Genomic DNA, 21,957 nt, shown 5'->3' on the forward strand with positions numbered 1-21,957 from the left:
GCATGATACGCGCTCTTTACAGAGGAGATACATATGAAGGAGTGGGTGTATCCGCGGGAGCGGACCCTGGGCGCCATCACGCTGGTTTTGGGCTTGCTGGCATGGTTGGCCATCTTGCTGATGACCGTGGGCACGGTACTGATCTACCTGCTCATCGCTTTCATTTTTTATCTCTTTGCCCAGTCTGCCTTGATTGCCTGGCTGCGCGGCACTGCCGTGCGGCTGTCGGACGAGCAGTTTCCCGAGCTCTACCTGCAGTACCTGCAGTGCTGCAAAAAGCTCGAGCTGGTCGACCCGCCCGAGGCCTATCTGCTGCAAGGCGACGGCCTGATGAATGCCTTTGCCACCCGCTTTCTGGGCCGCAACTTTGTCATTGTGCTGAGCGACACGGTGGATGCGATGCGTGCGCTGCCCGATGGCATCAACTTCTACTTTGGCCATGAGCTGGGCCATATCAAGCAAGGCCATTTGACCGGCCATTTCTGGCGCATGCCGGTGCTGTGGCTGCCGCTGATTGGTGCGGCCTATGCGCGCGCTCAGGAGTACACCTGCGACCTGCATGGCCGCGCCTGCTGCGAAGGCTCGGAATCGGCCGGCCGCGCGCTGTCGGTGCTGGCCGCTGGCGCGCAGAAGTGGAAGACCATCAACCTGGTGCAGTATGCGCGTCAGACCATGACGAACCGGGGCTTCTTCCCCGATCTGCATGAGCTGCTGGGCGGCTACCCCTGGCTGACCAAGCGCGTGGCGCGCATGATCAGCCCCGGCATCAAGATGCCGGGCCGCAATCCCTTCTCTTACCTGTTTGCGCTGTTTGTGCCCTATGGCGGCCGGGCAGGCGGCGGGGCCGTGGGCTTGTTGATGGTGATCGCGATCATCGGTATCGCGGCCGCCGTCGCGATCCCGGCGCTCAAGGGTGGAGCCGGGGGCGGTGCCTTCAGCCAGATGCTGATGCAAGGCATGCAGTCGCAAAAGGGTAAGGAAGCCTTCGAGAAGGAATGGAGCCAGGCCGAGCCGGTACGCCAGGCGCTGTCGCGCTACTACCAGACCTATGAAGAAGTGCCGGATTCGCTGGCCGATGCAGGTGTGTCGCCGCAGCAGGAAGGCCGGCTGATGTATGACAGCGACGATATGTCGCTGACTGCGCTGACCCTCCATGGCCAGTTGCAGATGCAGCCCATGCAGGGCGAGGGCGGCAAGGTGATCTGGCATTGCAGCGCCGATGGTGCGGCGCAACAGTATCTGCCGGCCAGTTGCCAGAGCAAGTGATGCATTTGGATACATTCACTACCAAAGTCTCCTGATTCAGCCCGGCGGCCTCAGACAGAATCCGCAACGGCCTTGCTATGATGCAGGGCTTGGCGGTGTGGCACAGGCCACGCACTGTCTGTTGGCCGCCGCTACTGTTTTCAGGATCCGTCTATGTCTTTTTCCGCTGCCCGTTCTCTGTCCTGGCTGGGGTGCGCTGCCGCAGCCGTGGTGCTGAGCGCCTGCGCGCCGCTGCCGTCGAGTGTGGAGCCGGTGGGCCGCACCTTGGTGTCCATGGACCAAAACACCGACCTGCGATGGACGTACTGGGGCACGGACAGCGAGGTGCTCGATGTACTGCCCGAAGACCTGGCCAAGGACAAGCCCCTACAGGCTAGGCTCTGGCAGATGCGCACCAAGCTGGGCGAGCTGGTGGGCGTGATGTCGCTGCGCTCCAGCGTCGATGACCTGAACAACCAAAACACCGTCTGGACCCAGGACTGCCCCAAGCAAAAGGGCGTGCTGGTCGAGCGCACCCAGGGCCTGAACATTGGCCGGGTGGACTGCCTGCGCATCAAGCGCACCGCCAACAGCAGCGACTGGCTGGCCCAGAACGATGCGGCCATGGCGGGCCGGCTGGAGGCGGCCGGTGTCTACTTTGCGCGCCCGGTGGCCTATGTGTCCTACCAGTTCACCACCAGCAATGGCGGCTATGTCGAAGCGCAGGTGCTAGTGGACCAGCGCCTGGTGCGCCCGCCGATCCGCAGCAGTGTCGACTTTCTGGCCGCCGGCCGTTCGCTGGACCACTGGGCCCAGGACCTGGCGCGTTCCATGCGTGAGAGCACCGGCTACTTCAACGGCGTGCTGACCGTGCCACCGTTCCCCTACGAGATCGACCAGCAGCCGTACTACGAGACCAAGCAGGACGACTCCGATGTGCTGTTTGGCAAGGAAAAGCCCAACCCCCAGGCCGCCGAAGAGAAAGCAGCTTCGGTGGTCGCTCCGGCAGGGGCAGCACCTGCAGGGGCCGCAGCCCTCAAGCGCTGATCGCGTCCCTCACTCAGCAACCGCCATGACCCCGGTCATGGTTTTTTTTTTGCTTTTTTACGGGTATATCCAGACTTGGAATGGACGCAGAATTTGCACAATAGGGCGAGATCGAACAACATGGCTCAGCAGCGGGCCGTGCGCACAGGGCGCCGGCACCCCGCTGTATGACCGACAGGAGACTTGTGCATGACCGAACGCCCATGGCTGGCCGCTTACCCACCCGAGATCCCCGAGGACATTGACCCTGAGCGCATTCCGACCTTGGTGCAGCTGCTCAACCAGGCCTTTATCCAGTATGCCGACCGCACGGCGCTGCACTTCATGGGCGCGCGCTTCAGCTACCGCCAGCTCGACGACTACAGCGTGGCGCTGGCCGCCTACCTGCAGACCTTGCCGCTCACCAAGGGCGACCGTGTGGCGCTGATGATGCCCAATGTGCCGCAATACGCGGTGGCCGTCGCAGCCGTGCTGCGCGCCGGGCTGGTCGTGGTCAACGTCAACCCGCTCTACACCGCCTCCGAGCTGGACCACCAGCTCAAGGACAGCGGCGCCAAGGTGATGATCGTGCTGGAGAACTTTGGTGCCACCGTGCAGAACTGCGCAGCGCACCGCCAGCTCGACCAGATCATCGTCTGCAGCATGGGCGATTGCCTGGGCCTGATCAAGGGCAGCATCGTCAACTATGTGGTGCGCCACAGCAAGAAGCTGGTCGCGCCGTTCACCCTGGAGCGCAGCATCCGCTACCCCGATGCGATCAGCCAGGGCGAGCGCCACACGTTCTCGCCGGTGGACATTGGGCCTGACGACATGGCCGCGCTGCAGTACACCGGCGGTACCACCGGCGTGGCCAAGGGCGCCGTGCTGCTGCACCGCAACCTAGGCGCCAATGTGATGCAGGTGCAGGCCTGGTATGGGCCGGCGCTCAAGACCATTCCGCAAGGCGAGCAGCCGCTGTGCGTCTGCGCGCTGCCGCTCTACCATATCTTCGCGTTCACGGTCTGTTTTCTGCTGTCCATGCGCCTGGGCCACCAGGTGCTGCTGATCCCCAACCCGCGCGACATGAAGGCGGTGCTGGGCGAGCTGGGCAAGTACGAGTTCCACACCTTGCCAGCGGTCAACACCTTGTTCAACGGCCTGATGAGCCACCCCGATTTCGACAAGGTGAACTGGAAGAACCTGCGCGTGGTGGTGGGCGGCGGCGCGGCCGTGCAGTCCTCGGTGGCTGAGCGCTGGCTGCAGCGCACCGGCCAGCCCATCGTCGAGGGCTATGGCCTGTCCGAGACCAGCCCGGTGGCCAGCTGCAACTTTGTCGGCACGGGCCAGAAGGCCTCGGGCTCGATCGGCTACCCGATGCCGGGCACCGATATGGCCATCCTCGACGATGCCGGCGAGCCGGTGGCGCAGGGCGAGCGCGGCGAGGTCTGCATACGCGGGCCGCAGGTGATGGCCGGCTACTGGCAGCGCCCGGACGAGACCGCCAAGTCCATGACCGAGGACCAGTTCTTCCGCTCCGGCGACATCGGCATCATGGAGCCCGATGGCATGTTCCGCATCGTTGACCGCAAGAAGGACATGGTGCTGGTGAGCGGCTTCAACGTCTACCCCAATGAGGTCGAAGACGTGGCCGCATCCTTCCCCGGCGTCGCCGAATGCGCGGTGGTGGGCGTGCCCGATGAGAAGACCGGCGAGGCGATCAAGCTGGTGGTCGTGCGCAAGTCGGCCGATGTGACCGAGGCGCAGCTGCGCGCCCATTGCGCCGAGCACCTGACCGGCTACAAGCGGCCCAAGTACATCGAGTTCCGCGACAACCTGCCCAAGACCCCGGTGGGCAAGATCCTGCGGCGCGAGCTGCGCGACGAAACGACCAAAGCCTGAGTGCTGCAGCGGCACTGCGCCGCAGCAGTGCTGCCGCCGACACAGTAGCGAAAGCGCAGAGGGCGGAGATTGCAGCGACAATCTCTGCTTTGCTGTTTTTTGGGATTCCCCCGTGACCCTTGCCATTCTCAGTGCCCTTCCCGAGGAGCAGGCCGGCATTGCCGCGCTGCTGGCGGATGCCCGCACCAGCGACTATGCCGGCCGCCGCTACACCTGCGGCCAGCTGCACGGCCATGCGGTGGTGCTGGCGCTGTCGGGCATTGGCAAGGTGGCGGCGGCCAGCACGGCCGCAACCCTGGTCGAGCGCTTTGGCGCCCGGGGCATCGTGTTTACCGGTGTGGCCGGTGGCCTGGGCGCGGGCGTGCAGGTGGGCGATGTGGTCGTGGCCAGCAGCTATGCGCAGCACGACATGGATGCCTCGCCGATCTTTCCGCGCTACGAGGTGCCGGGCTATGGCCGCGCGCGCTTTGACTGCGACGTTACCCTGAGCGCGCAGCTGGCCGTAGCGGTGCAGCAGTGCCTGGCCGGGGGCGCCGCAGCCTGGACGGCCGAGCTGGGCCTGCCCGCGCCGCAGATGCACCAGGGCCTGGTCGTCAGCGGCGACCGCTTTGTCAGCAGCGCCGCCGAAGTGCAGGCGCTGCGCAGCGGCTTGCAGGGCGCAGGCATGGACGCGCTGGCCGTCGAGATGGAAGGCGCCGCCGTCGCCCAGGTCTGCGCCGACCATGGCCTGCCCTTTGCGGCCATGCGCAGCATCTCCGACCGGGCCGATGACAGCGCGCACCTGGACTTTCCGCGCTTCATCCGCAGCATTGCCAGCCGCTATGCGCAGCACACCATCGGCAGCCTGCTGCGGAACTTGGCGAGAGGTTAATCGGCTACCCGGTAGCGCGGGTGACTGTGCACTGCGGCAAGCCTCGTCACAATGGCGCGCTGCCTTGATGCGCTGTTTTGCCGACCATGCCCCTTTTTCGCGCCCACTCCTTTGCGCCCGGCCAGGTGCTGACCACCTGCAAGCTGGGCCTGGGGCAAATGCTGTCCTGGGGCTCGGCCTTCTACCTGCCCGCCATCCTGGCCGGCGCGATGGGCGAGAGTCTGGGCATAGCGCCATCGCGCATCTTTGCGGCGTTCTCCGTGGCGCTGCTGATGATGGCGCTCACTGGCCCGGTAGCGGGGCGGCTGATTGACCGCTGGGGCGGGCGGCCGCTCCTGATGGCCACCAATGTGCTGTTTGCGCTGGGCCTGGCGCTGCTGTCGCAGGTGCAGACCCAGGGCCAACTGTTTGCGGTCTGGTGGCTGCTGGGGCTGGCGATGGGGGCGGGCCTGTACGAGGCAGCCTTTGCCACCTCGGTGCGCCTGTATGGCAAGGCCGCGCGCGGCAGCATTGTCGGCATCACCTTGTTTGGCGGCTTTGCCAGCACCCTGAGCTGGCCGCTCACCACCTGGTTGCTGCACAGCTGGGGCTGGCGCGAGGCTTGCCTGGTCTGGGCGGCGGTGCAGCTCTTGGTGCTGCTGCCGCTGCATGCCAGCTTGCCCCATGCTCCGGCTCGCGCCCGTACCGATGCGGCAGCCGACCCAGCGGGCGTGCCTGCAGCGCCAGCTGCTGCCCTGCGGGGCCAGTGGCTCAGCCTGGTCTTGCTGGCGCTGACCTTTGCCGCCATCTGGTTCATCGGCACCTCGATGATGTCGCACCTGCCGCGCCTGCTGATGGTCAGCGGCGCCACGGCGACGGCAGCGGTCGCTGCGGCGGCGCTGGTGGGCCCGGCCCAGGTGGCCAGCCGCATTGCCGACTATGTTTTTCTGCGCCGCGCCCATCCGCTGTGGTCGGCGCGCATTGCCGTCATCGCCTACCCCGTGGCGGCGCTCGCGCTGGCGCTGTTGGGCGCCTCGGGCGCCTGGGTCTATGCGCTGGCCTTTGGCCTGGGCAACGGCATCATGACCGTGGTGATCGGCACCTTGCCGCTGGCCATGTTTGGCGCGCAAGGCTATGGCCAGCGCCAGGGCCTGCTGATGGTGCCTGCCCGCATGACCCAGGCCAGCGCCCCTTTTCTGTTTGGTCTGGCGCTGGAGCAGTGGCAGCTGGGCGCGCTGTGGGTGCTGATGCTCGCCGCATCGATCGCCGGCACGGCCCTGTGGTGCCTGCGGCCCAAGCAGGTGTAGTGGGCGCCGCCGTGCTTACTTGAGCCAGCCGCGCTTGCGGAAGTACAGCATCGGTATCAGCGCGCTGCCCACCATCAGCGCAATGCCGTAGGCATAGCCGTATTGCCAGTCGATTTCGGGCATGTACTTGAAGTTCATGCCGTAGACGCTGGCGATCAAGGTGGGCGGCAGCAGCGCGACGCTGGCCACCGAAAAGATCTTGATGATCTTGTTCTGGTTGATGTTGATGAAACCGACCGTCGCATCCATCAAGAAGTTGATCTTGTCAAAGAGGAAGGCGGTGTGGTTGTCCAGCGATTCGATGTCGCGCAGGATCTGGCGCGCGTCCTCGAACTGGTCGGAGTTGAGCATCTTGCTGCGCATGACAAAGCTCACCGCGCGGCGGGTGTCCATCACATTGCGGCGAATGCGGCCGTTCAAGTCTTCCTGGCGGGCGATGGCCGAGAGCACTTCACTCGCGTGGGTGTCGGTCACATTGCCAGCCAGCACCTGGGTGCTGACTTTTTCCAGGTCGTCGTAGATGCCTTCCAAGGTATCGGCCGAGTACTCGGCGTCGGCGTCAAACAGCTTGAGCAGCACGTCCTTGCTGTCCTCGATGAGGCCCGGCGCGCGGCGCGCACGCAGGCGCAGCAGGCGGAACACCGGCACATCCTCATCGTGGATGGAGAACAGCACGCCATAGCTTTTGAGCGCGGCGTTGTGCAGGTTCATGATGAAGGCCACACGCACGCTGCGCGGGTCGTCTTCGTCATCGATCAAGAAGTCGCTGCGGATGTGCAGGTCGCCGTTGTCTTCTTCGTAGAAGCGGGCCGATTCCTCGATGTCCTGGTCCATCGCGTCTTCGGGGATGGACAGGCCATAGTGCTGCTTGATCCAGCGCTTTTCTTCGAGGGTGGGGGATTCGAGGTCGACCCAGATAGGCTGAAAACGGGCCAGGTCCTGGAGAGACTCGATCTCTTCCTGCACCAGACGGCCATTGGCAAGCGTAAAGATGTTGAGCATGGGCTCACTTCCTTGTTGTTATTGGTCTGCAAAAGGGGTGCGGGGGGCGCTTCCGACCCTTGTGCAGCCATGTGCTTGCCAGGGTGGAAGCTACCAACTAGGGTAGGGATCCAAGGAGAGACTCCGGTTTGTGAATGGGCGCCATTATGGCATTCCCGCATCCGCTGCGCATGACGATGCGCTTTGTCCGCGCGCAGCGTTGTCAACGCCCCACGCCACAGCCTGTCAGTGGGCGCCTACACTCACCAAATGGCGGCTATTTGGCGGCTATTTGGCGGCTAAATGGCGGCAGATTGGCAGGTTGGTGAAGAAAATTAACGCCCGGCCTGGGCCAGTGCAAAGCACAGATCGGCCCAGGTTGCTGCCTTGGCCTGGGGGGTGCGCAGCAGGTGGCTGGGGTCGTAGCTGACCACGGCAGGCAGCTGGCAGCCGCCCAGCAGGTGCAGCTGCTGGCGCAGGCTGGAGAAAGGCAGGTCACCCGGCACCAGGTGGCGCACCGCCGGCAGGCCCAGCAGCAGCGCCATGGCCGGCTGGCATTCCTGCACCAGCGCCTCGATGCTGAAGCTGGGCAGGCCATCATCGCCTTCCTGGTTGGCAGGGATGCGGGCCAGCGGCACCCAGTAGACGGGGGCATCGGTCAGGCGCATGGCACGCAGCATCTGCACCAGCAGCTGGCAGGCTTCGCTCTGCTGGGGCGCGCCCTCGGGCAGCTCGGCCACCACCAGCCAGGACGGCTGGGTGTGGGGCACTGCGGGCTGCTGCTTGCCCTGCAGATCGAGCAGGACTGGCGCGCGCAGCGCAAAGCGCACACGCGGAAAGCCGGCGGTCAGCGCCTGTGGGGACGTGGGGCGTGCAGCTGCTGCAGGCGCTGGCGTTGGCTCAATAGCGGCAGCGGGCACGGCCGTTTCTGGGAGCGCAGCAGCCGGCATCGCCGCTGGAGCGGGTGCAACAGTAGGTGCATTAGCTCCTGTAGTCGCTGCTGCAGCCGCTGCCGTGGGCACAACAGCTGGGGCAGGCACCGCCTCCGCGCGCGATGGCGGTACAGCCACTGGCGCAGGAGCGGAAGATGTCTCAGGCGCGGCCTGGGCGGCAGGCGCGGGCGATTCGGGCCACCACAGCGGGTGGCCCATCTCTTGCAGCATGGCGTGTTGGCGGGCGTCCAGGTTCAGGCTCATGGGGTGGTAGGCAGCAGATAACGCATGACCATGGCGTCCTCGCGTTCGACATGGGATACCGGATAGTAGCGCTTTCGCAGCCCTACCGATTCAAAACCAAACGCCAGGTAGATCTGCTGGGCGCGCAGATTGCTGATGCGCACCTCCAGCCAGATCGCCTGCGCGCGCGCACTGACGGCCCAGCTGCGCAGCTGATCGAGCAGCACCTTGGCCCAGCCCTGGCGCTGGTGGCGCGGGTTGACGGTGATGTTGAGCAGGTGCAGCTCATCGACGCCCTGCATCGCAATAAAGTAGCCGATCAGCTCCTCGTCGGCCCAGAGCAGCTGCATCGCATAGCCCATCGCCATCGAGTCGATAAAGTTGCCCCGCGTCCAGGGGTGGGTGTAGCACTGGTTCTCCACCGCCAGCAGTGCATCCAGGTCATCAATGCGCAGCGCGGACCAGCGCAGCTGGGGCGAGGCCGGCAGGCTCATGGCGCGCTGCCTGGGCTGCCGGCGGCCTGGGCTTGTTTTTCTGCCTCGCGCTCGGCCGTGGTCTTGGCGACCTTGTCGCGGATATAGAGCGGCAGCGCATCCTGCGCAGCCACTGCCTGGCCTTGCGCCAGCAAATAAGGCGCCAGGCTCAGCAAGGCCCGGGCCGTGGGCATGGCCTGCAGATGGGTGGCGCCGGGCGCCAGGCGCTCGCCATATATGGCCTGGGCATTGCCGGCCACGACAAAGCCCGCGGGCACCTGCACCTCCTGCGGCGGGCAGACCTGCAGATCGCCCAAGGTCTGCCAGTGGCCATCCACATACTGGTAAACGGCGTTGTAGACCTCGTCCATGCGGGCATCGAGGCAGGCCAGCACCTGGGTGCAGCCGTATTGCAGGCGGGCCTCTTCAGCGACGGTCATCAAGGTATCGACCGGCAGCACCGGCACGCCCTGGCCGCCCTTGGCCACAAAGGCCAGGCCCTGGGCAATGGCGCAGGCGGTACGCAAGCCGGTGAACGAGCCCGGGCCCCGGCCAAACACAATCGCGTCCAGCGCATCAAAGCCCAGGCCTGCATCGGCCATCAGGCCGCGCAGCGCCGGCAGCAACTGGCTGGAGGTGTGCTGGCCACCGGCACCGCTGTGCAGCCAGCGCTGGTCATCCCGCGCGGTGGCAATAAAGAGGGTGTCGGTACTGGATTCGAGGGCAAGCAGGTTCATGGGGTAGGGCGCGCACGGGCGCTATGCTGGCGCCCGGTTTCAGCCCCTGTAGAGGGGTGGCAACCTGCCATTATCGGGGCAAAGCCAAGGCTGCATGCCGGGCTTGGGCATAGCCGCTAGACTGCTGCCCATGCAACAGATTTCTTCGATGGCGCCCCTTTCTCTGTCCCTGGCGCGGCTGAGCGCTGGCCTGCCTGGCAGCAGCGGCCGCTGGCTGCTCCCGGTCGCGATTGCGCTGAGCCAGGTGGCCTGCGCGCAGACGCCGGCCGCCCCCTCTAGCGACCCCACGCCCACGCCCATCCGGCTGGCCCAGCCGGTCGCTGGGGCGCCCCAGGCACCGGCCTCCGTCGCACCTGTCGCTGCAGCACCTGCAGCCCTCGCCGCCCCGGCCAACGCCTGGCCCGCCGGCCGCTTGCCGGCCGAGGTCGAAGCGGCCTTGCAGCGGGGCAAGGTCGCGTCCGATGCGGTCTCCGTGGTGGTGATGGATGTCAGCGGCGCGCAGCGCCCGCTCCTTGATGTGCACAGCGATGTGGGCCGCAACCCCGCCTCGGTGATGAAGCTGGTGACCACCTATGCAGCGCTCGAGATCCTGGGCCCCGCCTACACCTGGGACACCCGCATTGCCACCGACGGCCAGGTCGCCCAGGGTGCCCTCAATGGCAATCTTTATGTACAGGGCTCGGGCGACCCCAAGCTGGTGATGGAGCGCCTGTGGCTGCTGCAGCGCCGCCTGCTGGGCCAGGGCATCCAGGTCGTGGTTGGCGATGTGGTGCTGGACCGCTCGGCTTTCGCGCTGCCGCCCATCGACCCCGCACGCTTTGACAACGAGCCCTACCGGCCCTACAACGCCGTGCCCGATGCGCTGCTGCTGAACTACAAGTCGCTGACGATGCGCTTTATCCCCGATGCCGCCGCTGGCGTGGCCCGCATCGCCTACGAGCCGGCCGTCGCGCATCTGCGCCTGCCCAGCACGGTGCCGCTGCTCAAGACCAAGGGCAATGCCTGTGGCGACTGGCGCGGCGCGCTCAAGGCGCAGATGGCCGATGCCACGCAGATCCAGTTTCTGGGAGGCTACCCGGCCGCTTGCGGTGAGAACAGCTGGGCCGTGGCGCCCGCCGCGCCCGACCGCTTTGCGCCCCGCGTGTTTGAAGGCATGTGGCGCGAGCTGGGCGGCAAGGTGACTGGCCAGGTGCGCATGGGCACCACGCCTGACGGCGTGCAGCCGCTGATGAGCTTCAGCTCGCCCACCTTGGGCGAGGTGGTGCGCGATATCAACAAGTACAGCAACAACGTGATGACCCAGCAGGTCTTCCTGACCCTGGGCAAGGAGCGCGCGGGCATCGGCACCTTTGAAGGCGGCCGCCAGGCGGTGGCGCAGTGGTGGAGCGAGCGCGTACCCGGCATGGCGCAGCCCACCATCGACAATGGCGCTGGCCTCTCGCGCGATGCCCGCATCACCGCCGGGTCGCTGGCCAAGATGCTCTCGGTCGCCTGGAACTCCAACGTCATGCCCGAGCTGATGGCCTCGATGCCGATCGTGGGTGTGGACGGCACGATGAAAAACAGCAAAAGCGCCCATACCGGTGGCGCCCACCTGAAGACCGGCACGCTGCGCGATGCCTCGGCCATTGCTGGCTATGTCAATGGCCGCGATGGGCGCCGCTGGGTGGTTGTGGCCATGGCCAACAGCGACAATGCCCCGCAGGCACGCCCCGCCTGGGATGCGCTGATCGACTGGGTGGCGGCCCAGTAACCCCAGAGGCGCAGGCAGGTCGGGAAAAACCTGCCTGCCACCAAGGTTGGGCTGCGGCGGTATCGGTGTACATTGCGCGTTGGAGCATGGTCACAAGCCATAAGGAGCCCTGCATGAGTCTGCCTTCGAAGACCTCGCTGTTTGCTGCTGCCAAGCGTTGGGATGCCGCCTTGGTGGCCCAGCTGCTGGCGCAGGCGCCGCAGTGGGCCCAGGCGGTCGATGGCAAGGGACGTACCGCCTTGCAGGTGGCCTGTGGCGTATCCGCGCACAACACCCAGTCTGCCGATACCAACGGCCTGGAGACCGTGGCCACCTTGCTGGCCGCCGGCGCAGTGCTGGAGGCCGAAGCCCCGATGGGCGAGTGCAATGGCGAGTTCCGCGCCACCGCGCTGTGGTTTGCCGTGGCCCGGGGCGAGAACCTGCCGCTGGTCGAACTGCTGCTTTCGCACGGCGCCAATGCCAGCTACTCGCTGTGGGCCGCCGTGTGGCGCGATGACGAGGCCATGTGCCGCGCGCTGCTGCAGGCCCAGCCCCTCCTCAACCTGCGCGAGCACGGCGAAACCCCTGTTTTCTATGCCGCACGCCTCGGTCGCCTCAAGACCCTGGAGCTGCTCCTCGACGCCGGCGCCGACGTCTCGGTAGCTGACTTCAAAGGCCGCGACGCGGTCGACATCGCGCTCGCCCGGCGCCTGCCCCAGGGGCTGATCTACCGCATGCAGCAGCTGCGCCAGCCGCGGCTGGCCTGACGATCCGTTGCACAGCGCATTGCCCGGGTTTCAGCGCGAACCCGGGCGGGCCACTGCGCTGCCTTCCTGCTACTGCTCCTCGATCCGCTTCTCTTCCATGAGGCAATGCTTGGCATGCTTTGCCCGCCAAGCGACTGGAGGTAGTCAGTACCCACCTTTCAGGTGACTGTTGCATTTGCCTAACTATCTGTCAGCTTCCTGTAAGCAGTGTTCATTCCAATGCGCTTCAAGATGAAATAAAGCTATCAATTGACATCAGTAAATTATTGTTGTTAATTGACGGATATCAAGTGAAGTGGAGGACCAGGGGTGCATCCATGGACCTGGGCCGACTACAGATGGACACACGGCATGTATCAAAAAAAGAGGGGCCGCCCGCTGTTTACCAGCTGGGCAACGGTGGTGGGCATGTTGGTGCTGGGGCTGCTGTATTCGATCAGCAGTGCCTTTGCGCAGGCGGCAGACGCTGTGTGTGCCGAAGTCAAAATTGTCATTGAACAAAAGCTTTCGCTGGAGCGCCAGGCCTTTGATGCCAAGATGGTCATCACCAATGGCCTGGCGGACCAGAAGCTGGAGAACGTCTCCATCGAGCTGAAGTTTCTCGATGCCAACAACAACCTGGTGGTTGCGACCTCGGACCCCAATGCCCAGGGGGCGACGTTCTTTTACCGCACTGACCAGGTGACAGGCATCACCAGTCTCCAGGGTGGTGTCATCGCGCCCAAGGCGGTGGCCCATATCAACTGGCTCATCATCCCCGCAGCGGGCAGTGGTGGCAGCAACCCGCAAGGCGCTGTGTACTACGTGGGTGCCAAGGTCAGCTACACGCTCGACGGCAAGGCAGATTCCGTTGACGTGGCGCCAGAATCCATCGTGGTACGCCCCCAGCCCGAGCTGGTGCTGGATTACTTTTTGCCGCGCGATGTCTATGCCGACGACGCCTTCACGCCAGAGACCGAAGCAGCAGAGCCCTTTACCCTGGGCGTCCGCATCAAGAACCAGGGCGGCGGCACATCCCACAAGACCAAGATCGACACCGCCCAGCCCCGCATTGTGGAGAACCGGCAGGGCCTGGCGATCAGCTTTCAAATTCTCGGCGGCTATGTCGGCGACCAACCAGCAGGCAAGAGCCTGCTTTTGGACTTTGGCGACATAGAGTCAGGCACTTCCAAAATGGGCCGCTGGTCCATGGTCACCAGTCTGGCAGGCAAATTTGTCGAGTTCAATGCCAGCTTCACCCATGCCGATTCCCTGGGGGGGGCGGTCACCTCGCTGATCAAGGAAGTGCGCACGCATACCTTGGTCCAGGATGTGCGCGTGGATCTGGCAGGGCGCGATAAGGTGCGCGACTTTCTCGCCAAGGATGGCGACGTCTATCGGGTCTACGAGTCCGATGGCGCAGACACCGAGGTGCAGAACCAGACGGCGTCGGCACAGATGACCGTGCAGGGCAACAACGCCAGCCTGCGCTTTAGCCCTGTAGCCCAGGGCTTTGCCTATGCCCGCGTGCCCGATCCGGCGCGCGGCGCCAAGCTGCCGGTGCAGGTCACGCGGTCGGATGGCTATATCGTGCCTGCAGAAAACGTCTGGTTGTCCAAGGAGCGCAATGAAGACCTGAGTTGGAGCTACTTCCTCAATATCTTCGATGCCAATACCAGCGGCCAGTACAGCATTGGCTTTGTGGCCGGCGCGGCCGAGGCCAGCATCGCGGGCCTCGTGTACCGGGACAGCAATGCCAATGGCCTGCGCGACAGTGGCGAGCCGGGCATCCCCGTGACCGAGGTCAAACTGAGCGGCACCCAAGCCAGCACGGGCGCCGCCGAGCTGCAAACGTCGTATACCGATGCGCAAGGCGCGTTCCACTTCACCAACCTCAAGCCAGGCGTCTACACCTTGGTCGTTGGTGTCAGCGATGGCCTGGTGGATGGCGCGGCGCTGGCGGGCTCTGCGGGTGGGCAGAGCGAGGCGGGCAAGTTCAGCAGCATTGAGCTGACTGCTGGCTCCGCTGCAGCCGGCTATCTGTTTGCCAAGCGTGCCGCCGCGCCCGACAACCCCGACCTCGAGCCCAAGGCCGACCTGGCAGTAGCTGCAGGTGCCAGCCCTGCTACCGTCAAGCGAGGCGACAAATCCACCGTCACGATCACCGCAGAAAACCTGGGCCCGGCTACGTCTGTGGCGACCACGGTGAATGTGGAAATACCAGCGGGCTTAACCGTGCTGAGCCCATCGGCCGCTGTGGGCAGCTATGCCAATGGTGTCTGGACCCTGGGCGATATGGCAACGCGTTCCACCGCGATCCTGACCTTGGAAGTGCAAACCGACAAGGACAGCAGCGCCAAGGAGTTTGCCGTGGCTGCGCGTATCGGCTCGTCCACCAAGGACGATATCAGCAGCAACAACAGCGCCTCTACCTTGATCCGTATTCAGAGCAGCGAGGCCGTGACTGCCACGCAAACAGCAGACCAGGGTATGCGCGTGCTGGCCTATATCGGCTGCGGCGCAGACACCGCCTGCGCCGCGCAAAAACGCCAGGCCGCGCAAACGGTGCTGGCCACGTATGACGATGAGGCCGAGATCGTTGAGACAGCTGCTGCCTTCCAAAAGGCGTTGCGTGCTGGCGACTTCAGCCTGCTGTGGCTGAGCGGGTCGCTCAGCGATCTGAGCGCCCACCTGCAGGAGGAAGTGCGCGCTGCCGTGCTGCGTGGTGCCTCGCTGGTGGTGGATGGCGCTGCCGATACCCATCTGCGTGCCATTGCCGATATGTGGGGCAGCTATGCCGATCAGCCGTTGCCCAATGCTGCACTGCAGTTGGGCGCTAACGCGCTGCCGCTGACCCGCCCAAGCTGGGCCTTGGCGGATGATGCGCAGGCGACCAGCGAGCTGCGCTATGCGACCGGAGAAACCGCCGCAGCACGCAGCAGCTACGGCAAGGGTCAGGTGCTGGCGATGGGCTTTGACAGCCTGGCTGAGCCGCTGAGCGGCACGGAATGGACGGCATGGCTCCAGGCCCAGATGGTGCTGAGTACGCCCAAACTGGTAGACCCGATGCTCGCCCAATCCAGCGTGTACCTGAAGACTGTCATCCACAATGGCGACGACAAGGCCCGCCAGCTCACGCTGAGCACGGCCTTGGGCAACGGCGCCCAGCTGCTGTCGTCCAAGCCCGCTGCCGCGCAAAGCGGCGACCAGCTAAGCTGGCCTATGGACCTGGCTGCCGGTGCAGAGCAAGGCGTTGAGCTGTGGCTACAGCTGCCTGCCGATGCCAAGGCCTTTAGCCTGGAATCCCAGCTGCGCAATACCGCCGATGCGGTGGTGGTGGACAGCTGGTCGCACAACCTGCGCACCATTGCACAGCAGCAGGCGGAGGCCAATGCACGCACAGCGCTGCCCGCCATTGCAGGCCTGGCTGACGCAGAAAAGGCCCAGTTGGTGGCCCTGTTCGACCAAGCAGCCGATGCGGTCCAGCAGCAAAAGCTGGGCGATGCGATTGCTGCGCTGCTGCAAGCGCAAGAAAAACTGCGTGCGCTGCCGCAAGGTGGTGGGCGTGATGCGGCATGGCAGCCCGTAGCGCAGTGGATAGGCCTGGTATCTGCGGCCTGGAAGGATGACGGCTCTGCCACCAAGAACTGGACCTTGGCCATCAGCAGCGGTAACCAGCAGGTTGCCCAAGTAAGCACTGCGTTTGCGGCGCCGCTGCAGGTACGTCTGGCCGATGAGAATGGTGCCCCGGTAGCCGGTCAGACCCTGCGCTTTGCCGCACCTGCCAGCGGCGCCAGTGCGGTGTTTGGCAACGGCACTGCCGCCTTGCAGGTCAGCACCGACGCCCAAGGCCTAGCGAGCACCGATGCCATCACGGCCAATGCCGTCGTGGGTGCCTACCAAGTGTTTGCCAGTGTGGACGGCGTCAACACCCCCGCTAGCTTTGACTTGCGCAACAGCGATGCGGCAACCCCCATCTTGACCTTGCAGCGGGTGGCGGGCGATAACCAGACTGCACACGTAGGCCAGGCCTTTGCCCAGCGCTTGCAAGCCAAGGTGGTCGATGCGCAAGGCGCAGCCATGGCCGGTCACGTGGTGGTGTTCACGCTGCCATCGGCTGCAGTGGGTAGTGCCACGGCTAGCTTTGCCGATGGCTCCCAAACCGCTAGCGTCTCTACCGATGCCCAAGGCTTGGCGATCTCGCCAGTGCTGACGGCCAACAGCGCGGAGGGTAGCTACCAGGCGAGTGCTACAGCGGCAGGGGTCTCCGGCGAGGCGACGTTCGCGCTGACCAACACGGCGCAGCCGGTGCAAGTGCTCCAGCTGCTTGGCGTTGCCGGCAGCGGCCAGTCGGCCCATGTGGGCGCTGCCTTTGCGCAAGCGCTTGCCGTCAAACTGGTGGATGGCCAAGGCCTGGGCGTGGCAAACCACAGCATTCGTTTCGAGTTGCCTTCCAGCGGTGCCAGTGCCACGTTTGCAGGCGGCGCTTTGCAAGCAGAGGTGCAAACCGATGCCAATGGTTTTGCCAGCGCGCCCCTGCTCACGGCCAACAACACCGAAGGCAGCTTCGAGGTGCTGGCCAGTGCAGGCGGTGTGGCAGACGGCGTGCGGTTTGCATTGACGAACACCGCTGTAACGGCGCCTGTGCTGAACCTGCAGGTGCTTGCCGGTGGCGGCCAGTCTGCGGTGGTGGGTACGGCCTTTGCCGAGGTGATCCGTGTCAAGCTGGTCAACGGCCAGGGTGAACCGGTGGCAGGGCGTGTGCTGAGCTTCAGCATGCCCGCCAGCGGTGCAGGCGCTGTCTTTGCGGGTGGCGGCTTGACTGCGCAAGCGACGACCGATGCACAGGGCCTGGCGGCATCGCTGATGTTCAGCGCCAACGCGACGGCGGGCGACTACGAAGTGGTGGTGGCGATGGCGGGTGCGCCCGATGTCAAGCTGGGCCTCAAGAACACCCCGGCCCCCGCGGGTGACAAGCAAGTAACCATCCCCACGCCAACGGGAACGGGCACGCTCAAGGCTTCGGTCACGGGCGGTGGCGCCACTTGCCGCTTCAACCCTGACAAGACCGCCGTCAAGCGGGCGCAAGGCTGGTTGCCGCTGTTTGATGTGCTGCTGTTCCCCCATGGCGTGTTCGAGTACGAACTGGTCGGCTGTGACGTGGGCAGCACGGTGACCGTCACGACCGAGTGGCCCAACCTGTTTGGCATCAGCAACTACATGAAGTACGGCCCCACGCCTTCTTCACGTGGCCGCAGCCTTTGGTACGTGCCCAAGAACCTCAAGCTGGAGGGCAACCGGGTGAGCTTCACCATCACCGATGGCCAGCTGGGCGATGACGACCTGGCCGCCAATGGCGTCATCAAAGACCCGGGCGGCCCGGTGATCCAAAGCGGGCCGCTGCCTGCCGACGAGCAAGCCGTGCCTGTGCCTGGCTTGGGTTGGCTGGCTGTGCTGATGCTGTCGATGTTGACTGGTTTGGCGGCAGTGGTAGGGCTGCGACGCAAGGGCGTGCTGGGAGCGAGCGATGGCCGCTAAGACCATGGCGTGCGGCCCCAGGTGGGGCGTGCACGCTGCGCTGGCCGTCTTGGTCGGCGCAGCCTTGGGTGGTACTGCCTGCGATGCAGCAGCTTGGTCGCGGCCAGCGACTGCGCCTCCGCCTTTGGTGGAGGCTGAATCGGCTTCTGCCCCGTCCAAGGAGTTGGGCTGTTCGGCTGCGCAATATGCAGCGCAAACCACAGAGACGCCCGCGCTGGCATGGCCGGTGCAAACCGCGCCGCTGGCGCTGGACCAGGCCTGCTGGGTAAACGCTGCTGAGGCGGCTGCATCGGTGCAAAGCGCCCAGCCCCCCACCTTGGTGGATGTGCGCCCGCGCAGCCTGCAACGGGCAGCACCCATTGCGCGCGCTTTGGAGCTGGAGCTTTCTGACATGGCCAGCAAACGATTTTTACAGCAAACGCCCGTAGTGCTGCTGGGCTCCGGGCTCGACAGCGCCGAGGTTGACCAGGCCTGCCGTCAGCTGCGGCAGCAAGGCTTTGTCCAGTTGCAAGCGGTGCGGGGCGGTGTCCGAGCATGGCAGGCCGCGCAAGCGGGGACGGCAGGTAGCCAACCGTTGTTGCAGCCCTTGGATGCGCAGACTTGGATAGCCGCTCTGGGCCAGGGCATGCACTGGACGGTGATCTCCGCCAGCGAAGCCATGCAACATGCGCCCCAGGCGCAGTGGCCGGTTCCGCCCGAGCAGCTAGTCGCCGTACGGGTGGAAGGCAAAGAGCGCGATGCCAAGTTGGTGGCCGCCATTGCGCGCGCCTACCAAGACCGGCTCAAGCATGTACGTCATGCGGGCTACGCCCAGGCGCTGGTGGTCATCACCGATGGGGTGGTCAGCGATGCCTTGCGTGCCCAAGTCGAAAGTACCTTGGCGCCTAGCACCGATGCATCCAAAGCGGGCCGTTCCACAAGTGAGACCAGTGCCGCAATGGTCACCTTGCCCGCCTACTGGCTGGACGGTGGCTGGCAAGCCTATGCACAGCAAGTGGCCCAAACCGCCGCCATCCAACAGACCGCCAACCACCGGCTGCAAGCGCCGTGTGGACGCATATGAGTGCAAACAAAAAATGAGAAATACAGGGGGAAGCATGTACCAACAACAACCATCTTCAGCGCTCCAAGCGGCGGTCTGGGCACGCAAGGCCTGGCAGGGCTTGCAGATGCTGGGCCTTTGGCTGATGCTGCTCTGTGCGGCCCAGCCAGCCTTGGCACAAACGCCGGTGACGGGCGTGATCACCAGCAACACCACATTGCGCGCCGCGCAGTCGCCCTATCTGTTCCAGGGCGATGTGATTGTGGATAACAACGCTACCTTGAGTATTGAGCCCGGGGTGACCATCCAGATGGCAACGGCGGCCAGCTTTACTTTGAAGCGGGGTGCGCTCCAGGCCGTGGGCACTCCCAGCTTGCCCATCAAAATCACCTCGGCATCTGCAACGCCCGCCACCGGTGACTGGCGGCAATGGCGCTTCACCGCAGGCACCAACCAGGCACTGACGCAGCTGGGCCATGTCGTCATCGAATACGGCAGCGGCGTGGCGATTGAATCGGCTTCCCCCGTTATCAACAACACCGCCATCAACCACCACAGTGGCCCTGCGATCAGCATGGACCTGGCTTCGTCACCGGTGGGTACGGGCAATACCGCCAATGGCAACTCGCTCAATGCAATCTCTGTGCCCTCAGGCACCATTCGCACGCAGGTGGTCTGGGGCATCGTCGGTATCCCCTATCTGGTGCAGCAAGGCCTGGTGCATATCGGCCAGGCACCTTTGGCGCTGGATCCAGCCAAACTCAAGCTCAGTCCCGGTGTGGTGGCCATGCTGCGGGTGTCGCTCAATGCACCAGCCCCCGCAGGCGGCACGCTGATCGATGTCAGCAGCAGTGTTCCCTCGGTCGCGTCGGCCGTTACCCGTGTCACCGTGCCCGAAGGGCAAACCAGTGCCGATCTGGAGGTGCAGGCCAGCAGCCTGGGCACCACCAAGATCACCGTCAGCCATGCGACGTTGGGTATGGCTGAAACCGACATTGAAGTCACTAATCTGCCTTCTTTGGGACTGGTGCCTGTAAACGCTACGGTGGGGAGCAACCAAAAGCTCTTTATGACCTTGTCGCTGCCAACGCCTGCCGTATCCAATGTGGCAGTGCAGTTGGACAACGCAGACGCGGCCTCGCTCTGGGCGCCTAGCCAGCTGGAGGTCGCAGCCGGCCAACAGAGTGTGAGCTTTGAAGTAAAGGGTCTGGTTGACGGTATCAGCCGTTTGACAGCGCAGGCAGACGGCTACAACAGTGCATGGTCCACAGTCAATGTGCGCAGCAAGGCACTGGTGTTGCCAACCAGTGTGGTGGTAGCGCCTACGGGTAGCAGGACTGTGACTTTGGAGACCACGGAGCCGGCACCTGCTGCAGGTTTGAACGTGAGCTTGGCCCTCGCACAAAGCAATTTGGCTCAGATTCCTGCCGCAGTGATTATTCCTCCAGGCCAAAGCAGCGTGAGCTTTACGATTCAAGGTATTAACTCTGGCTCCACCTCTTTGGTCGCGTCCGCCGCTGGCTATCAGTCAGCACAAACCGCGTTGCGTGTTGATGAGATCCGATTAAACACCGCTCCTTTAGGAGATCTGGTGATGAATGTGAATGCGAGCCGAACGGTGCGTGTGCACATAGACAAGGTTGCGCCGAAGGATGGAATCGTCGTGGGCGTAGTAAGCCAGGATCCAGCAGTTGCCTCGGTCAGCCCTGTGCAGGTGTTCATTCCAGCCGGGCACACCTATACGACAGTCCCCATCACCATCAATGCCTTGGCGGAAGGAAAGACAGCCATTGCAATTTCGTCCCCTGGGTTGATCTCCAAGACCTTGAATGTGCACGTCCAGGAAAAGTTTGGTTTGCGGGTCGGCCGCGTGGACGGTAGCAAGGTCGTCGTGGGCAAAGGGCTGTACAGCTATTACAGGGATGAAGTCTATGTCGAGCGACTGACCAATGGCATTGGTAGCAGCGAACCTGAAGCGATGACCGTACACCTGCGCTGTGCTGCAGATAGTCTGTGCCAGACGCCCGAAACGGTCACTATTCCCGCAGGTGAAAGCACCGCCTACTTTAGTGTCACAGGTTTAGAAGTGGGCTCAACGCATTTGGAAGCCACTGCTGAGGGCGCGACAGCGGCTGTGCCTTTTCCTGTGGATGTAGTCATACCTCTGTTCGAGATTGCGAATTTGGACTACGAAAGAACTACCTCGAGTGAAAAAGATGATTTCCTTATATGGGTCAGGGTGCCAGATGCTAGAAATCAGTTTTCTCAGTATGCAAGTAATCCTCTGACTGTGAACGTAAGAATTACTGACCAAGATTCAGAGGGAATAATCAATGGCATTTATGACGTAGCAGGAAATCCAGTTTCCCAGGTAACTATTCCAATGGGGCGGGCTTTATCTGGGCCGGCTTACGTTGCGCAACCCATAGCTGCAGGTACATACCAGATTAGCGCCGAGATTAAAGATCTAGTAAGTGTTAAGTCCTGGGTGCAAAGAGTTACTGCTGGTCCAAATCGATTGGAGCTGACGGCAACAGGTGGAGGCAGGGCCGTGGTAGGAAAATACCTGTCAACCCTCCCTGGTGACTTGTTCGTGGAAAGATTTACGGATGATGAAGTGGATAGTGGCGCCGATGCGTTAACGGTGAATTTGCGTTGCGTTAATGAAAGCATATGTTCAGTTCCCCCAACGGTCACCATTCCCGCTGGACAAAGCTATGCACATGTAAGCATAACGGGGGTGGATTTGGGCTCTACCCAGATCGTTGCTACTGCGGCAGGGTTTGATACATCTATCCTCACTGTGGAGGTGGTGAGTGCGGTACTACAACTGCATGGGACTTCTCCCAGTATTGATGTTGGGCAAGCGCATGAGGCTATCTATGTTTCGGCACAAGTACCAGGCAGAGAAAATTTTCTTCGCCAAACTCCAGCCACTCCTATTTCTATTGCCTTCTCAAGCTCAGAGCCGTCTGTAGCTGCCGTCACTGAGACGGTGATCTGGTATAGAGGTAATTGGTTCTCTCGCAGCCCCACCTTCACCGCCATATCCCCCGGCACCACCCAGATAACCGCCAGCAGCCCCGGTTTCGTGCCGGCCACCAGCGGCGTGATCACTGTCAACCCATAAGAAGGAGAAGACCATGCAACTCTCCCATATCACTTCTTTATTCTCTCGTCGAGCCTGGGCCTCTGTAGGCCGCAGG

The 21,957-nt window shown here is 63.8% G+C and carries 14 protein-coding genes; 10 read left to right on the forward strand and 4 right to left on the reverse strand.

Features of this window, described 5'->3' with window-relative positions; all coding sequences use genetic code 11:
* Window positions 1–33 precede the first annotated feature (33 nt).
* From F0Q04_RS04655 to F0Q04_RS04675, 5 genes are all read left to right on the forward strand, one after another.
* Window positions 34–1,266: a M48 family metallopeptidase gene (locus tag F0Q04_RS04655; RefSeq protein ID WP_182344714.1), complete on the forward strand. Its 1,233-nt coding sequence runs from the start codon at window positions 34–36 to the stop codon at window positions 1,264–1,266.
* A 153-nt stretch (window positions 1,267–1,419) separates the two neighbouring features.
* Window positions 1,420–2,292, forward strand: coding sequence for a hypothetical protein (locus tag F0Q04_RS04660; protein WP_182344716.1), 873 nt, complete (start codon window positions 1,420–1,422; stop codon window positions 2,290–2,292).
* Between the two features lie 189 nt (window positions 2,293–2,481).
* On the forward strand, window positions 2,482–4,170 hold the full coding sequence (locus F0Q04_RS04665) for an AMP-binding protein (protein ID WP_182344718.1): 1,689 nt from the start codon (window positions 2,482–2,484) through the stop codon (window positions 4,168–4,170).
* Window positions 4,171–4,282: 112 nt separating this feature from the next.
* Window positions 4,283–5,041, forward strand: coding sequence for a 5'-methylthioadenosine/adenosylhomocysteine nucleosidase (locus tag F0Q04_RS04670; protein ID WP_182344720.1), 759 nt, complete (start codon window positions 4,283–4,285; stop codon window positions 5,039–5,041).
* A gap of 86 nt (window positions 5,042–5,127) precedes the next feature.
* Entirely contained in the window at window positions 5,128–6,327 is a 1,200-nt protein-coding gene (locus tag F0Q04_RS04675; RefSeq protein ID WP_182344722.1) for an MFS transporter, read from the forward strand.
* 15 nt (window positions 6,328–6,342) lie between these two features.
* Here the strand turns inward: F0Q04_RS04675 and corA are convergent, their stop codons facing one another.
* The 4 genes from corA to tsaB form a co-directional block, all read right to left on the reverse strand.
* Window positions 6,343–7,329: a magnesium/cobalt transporter CorA gene (corA, locus tag F0Q04_RS04680; protein WP_021025633.1), complete on the reverse strand. Its 987-nt coding sequence runs from the start codon at window positions 7,327–7,329 to the stop codon at window positions 6,343–6,345.
* Between the two features lie 314 nt (window positions 7,330–7,643).
* A complete protein-coding gene (locus F0Q04_RS04685) occupies window positions 7,644–8,504 on the reverse strand; it encodes a hypothetical protein (RefSeq protein WP_182344724.1) in 861 nt (286 codons plus the stop codon).
* Window positions 8,501–8,977, reverse strand: a complete 477-nt coding sequence (gene rimI, locus F0Q04_RS04690) for a ribosomal protein S18-alanine N-acetyltransferase (RefSeq protein WP_116926120.1) — start codon at window positions 8,975–8,977, stop codon at window positions 8,501–8,503. Before rimI ends, F0Q04_RS04685 begins: the two co-directional genes overlap by 4 nt.
* Window positions 8,974–9,693, reverse strand: a complete 720-nt coding sequence (gene tsaB, locus F0Q04_RS04695; protein WP_116926121.1) for a tRNA (adenosine(37)-N6)-threonylcarbamoyltransferase complex dimerization subunit type 1 TsaB — start codon at window positions 9,691–9,693, stop codon at window positions 8,974–8,976. The genes rimI and tsaB overlap by 4 nt, the downstream gene beginning before the upstream one ends.
* A gap of 130 nt (window positions 9,694–9,823) precedes the next feature.
* Here tsaB and dacB point away from each other — a divergent pair, with 130 nt between their 5' ends.
* The 5 genes from dacB to F0Q04_RS04720 all read left to right on the forward strand — a co-directional run bounded on the left by dacB (window position 9,824) and on the right by F0Q04_RS04720 (window position 21,881).
* Window positions 9,824–11,446, forward strand: a complete 1,623-nt coding sequence (gene dacB, locus F0Q04_RS04700; RefSeq protein ID WP_232539501.1) for a D-alanyl-D-alanine carboxypeptidase/D-alanyl-D-alanine-endopeptidase — start codon at window positions 9,824–9,826, stop codon at window positions 11,444–11,446.
* 113 nt (window positions 11,447–11,559) lie between these two features.
* Window positions 11,560–12,192, forward strand: a complete 633-nt coding sequence (locus F0Q04_RS04705) for an ankyrin repeat domain-containing protein (protein WP_182344726.1) — start codon at window positions 11,560–11,562, stop codon at window positions 12,190–12,192.
* A gap of 351 nt (window positions 12,193–12,543) precedes the next feature.
* On the forward strand, window positions 12,544–17,709 hold the full coding sequence (locus F0Q04_RS04710; RefSeq protein WP_182344728.1) for a choice-of-anchor U domain-containing protein: 5,166 nt from the start codon (window positions 12,544–12,546) through the stop codon (window positions 17,707–17,709).
* 226 nt (window positions 17,710–17,935) lie between these two features.
* A complete protein-coding gene (locus tag F0Q04_RS04715) occupies window positions 17,936–18,772 on the forward strand; it encodes a rhodanese-like domain-containing protein (RefSeq protein ID WP_182344730.1) in 837 nt (278 codons plus the stop codon).
* Between the two features lie 34 nt (window positions 18,773–18,806).
* A complete protein-coding gene (locus F0Q04_RS04720; protein ID WP_182344732.1) occupies window positions 18,807–21,881 on the forward strand; it encodes a hypothetical protein in 3,075 nt (1,024 codons plus the stop codon).
* The last annotated feature ends 76 nt before the right edge of the window (window positions 21,882–21,957 follow it).

Source organism: Comamonas koreensis (assembly GCF_014076495.1).
Classification (GTDB): domain Bacteria; phylum Pseudomonadota; class Gammaproteobacteria; order Burkholderiales; family Burkholderiaceae_C; genus Comamonas; species Comamonas squillarum.

Excerpts from the sequence above, each read along its gene's own strand:
- F0Q04_RS04655 (WP_182344714.1), top strand. The coding sequence starts at position 34 with ATGAAGGAGTGGGTGTATCCGCGGGAGCGGACCCTGGGCGCCATCACG.
- F0Q04_RS04660 (WP_182344716.1), top strand. The coding sequence starts at position 1,420 with ATGTCTTTTTCCGCTGCCCGTTCTCTGTCCTGGCTGGGGTGCGCTGCC.
- F0Q04_RS04665 (WP_182344718.1), top strand. The coding sequence starts at position 2,482 with ATGACCGAACGCCCATGGCTGGCCGCTTACCCACCCGAGATCCCCGAG.
- F0Q04_RS04675 (WP_182344722.1), top strand. The coding sequence starts at position 5,128 with ATGCCCCTTTTTCGCGCCCACTCCTTTGCGCCCGGCCAGGTGCTGACC.
- corA (WP_021025633.1), bottom strand. The coding sequence starts at position 7,329 with ATGCTCAACATCTTTACGCTTGCCAATGGCCGTCTGGTGCAGGAAGAG.
- F0Q04_RS04685 (WP_182344724.1), bottom strand. The coding sequence starts at position 8,504 with ATGAGCCTGAACCTGGACGCCCGCCAACACGCCATGCTGCAAGAGATG.
- rimI (WP_116926120.1), bottom strand. The coding sequence starts at position 8,977 with ATGAGCCTGCCGGCCTCGCCCCAGCTGCGCTGGTCCGCGCTGCGCATT.
- tsaB (WP_116926121.1), bottom strand. The coding sequence starts at position 9,693 with ATGAACCTGCTTGCCCTCGAATCCAGTACCGACACCCTCTTTATTGCC.
- dacB (WP_232539501.1), top strand. The coding sequence starts at position 9,824 with ATGCAACAGATTTCTTCGATGGCGCCCCTTTCTCTGTCCCTGGCGCGG.
- F0Q04_RS04705 (WP_182344726.1), top strand. The coding sequence starts at position 11,560 with ATGAGTCTGCCTTCGAAGACCTCGCTGTTTGCTGCTGCCAAGCGTTGG.
- F0Q04_RS04710 (WP_182344728.1), top strand. The coding sequence starts at position 12,544 with ATGTATCAAAAAAAGAGGGGCCGCCCGCTGTTTACCAGCTGGGCAACG.
- F0Q04_RS04720 (WP_182344732.1), top strand. The coding sequence starts at position 18,807 with ATGTACCAACAACAACCATCTTCAGCGCTCCAAGCGGCGGTCTGGGCA.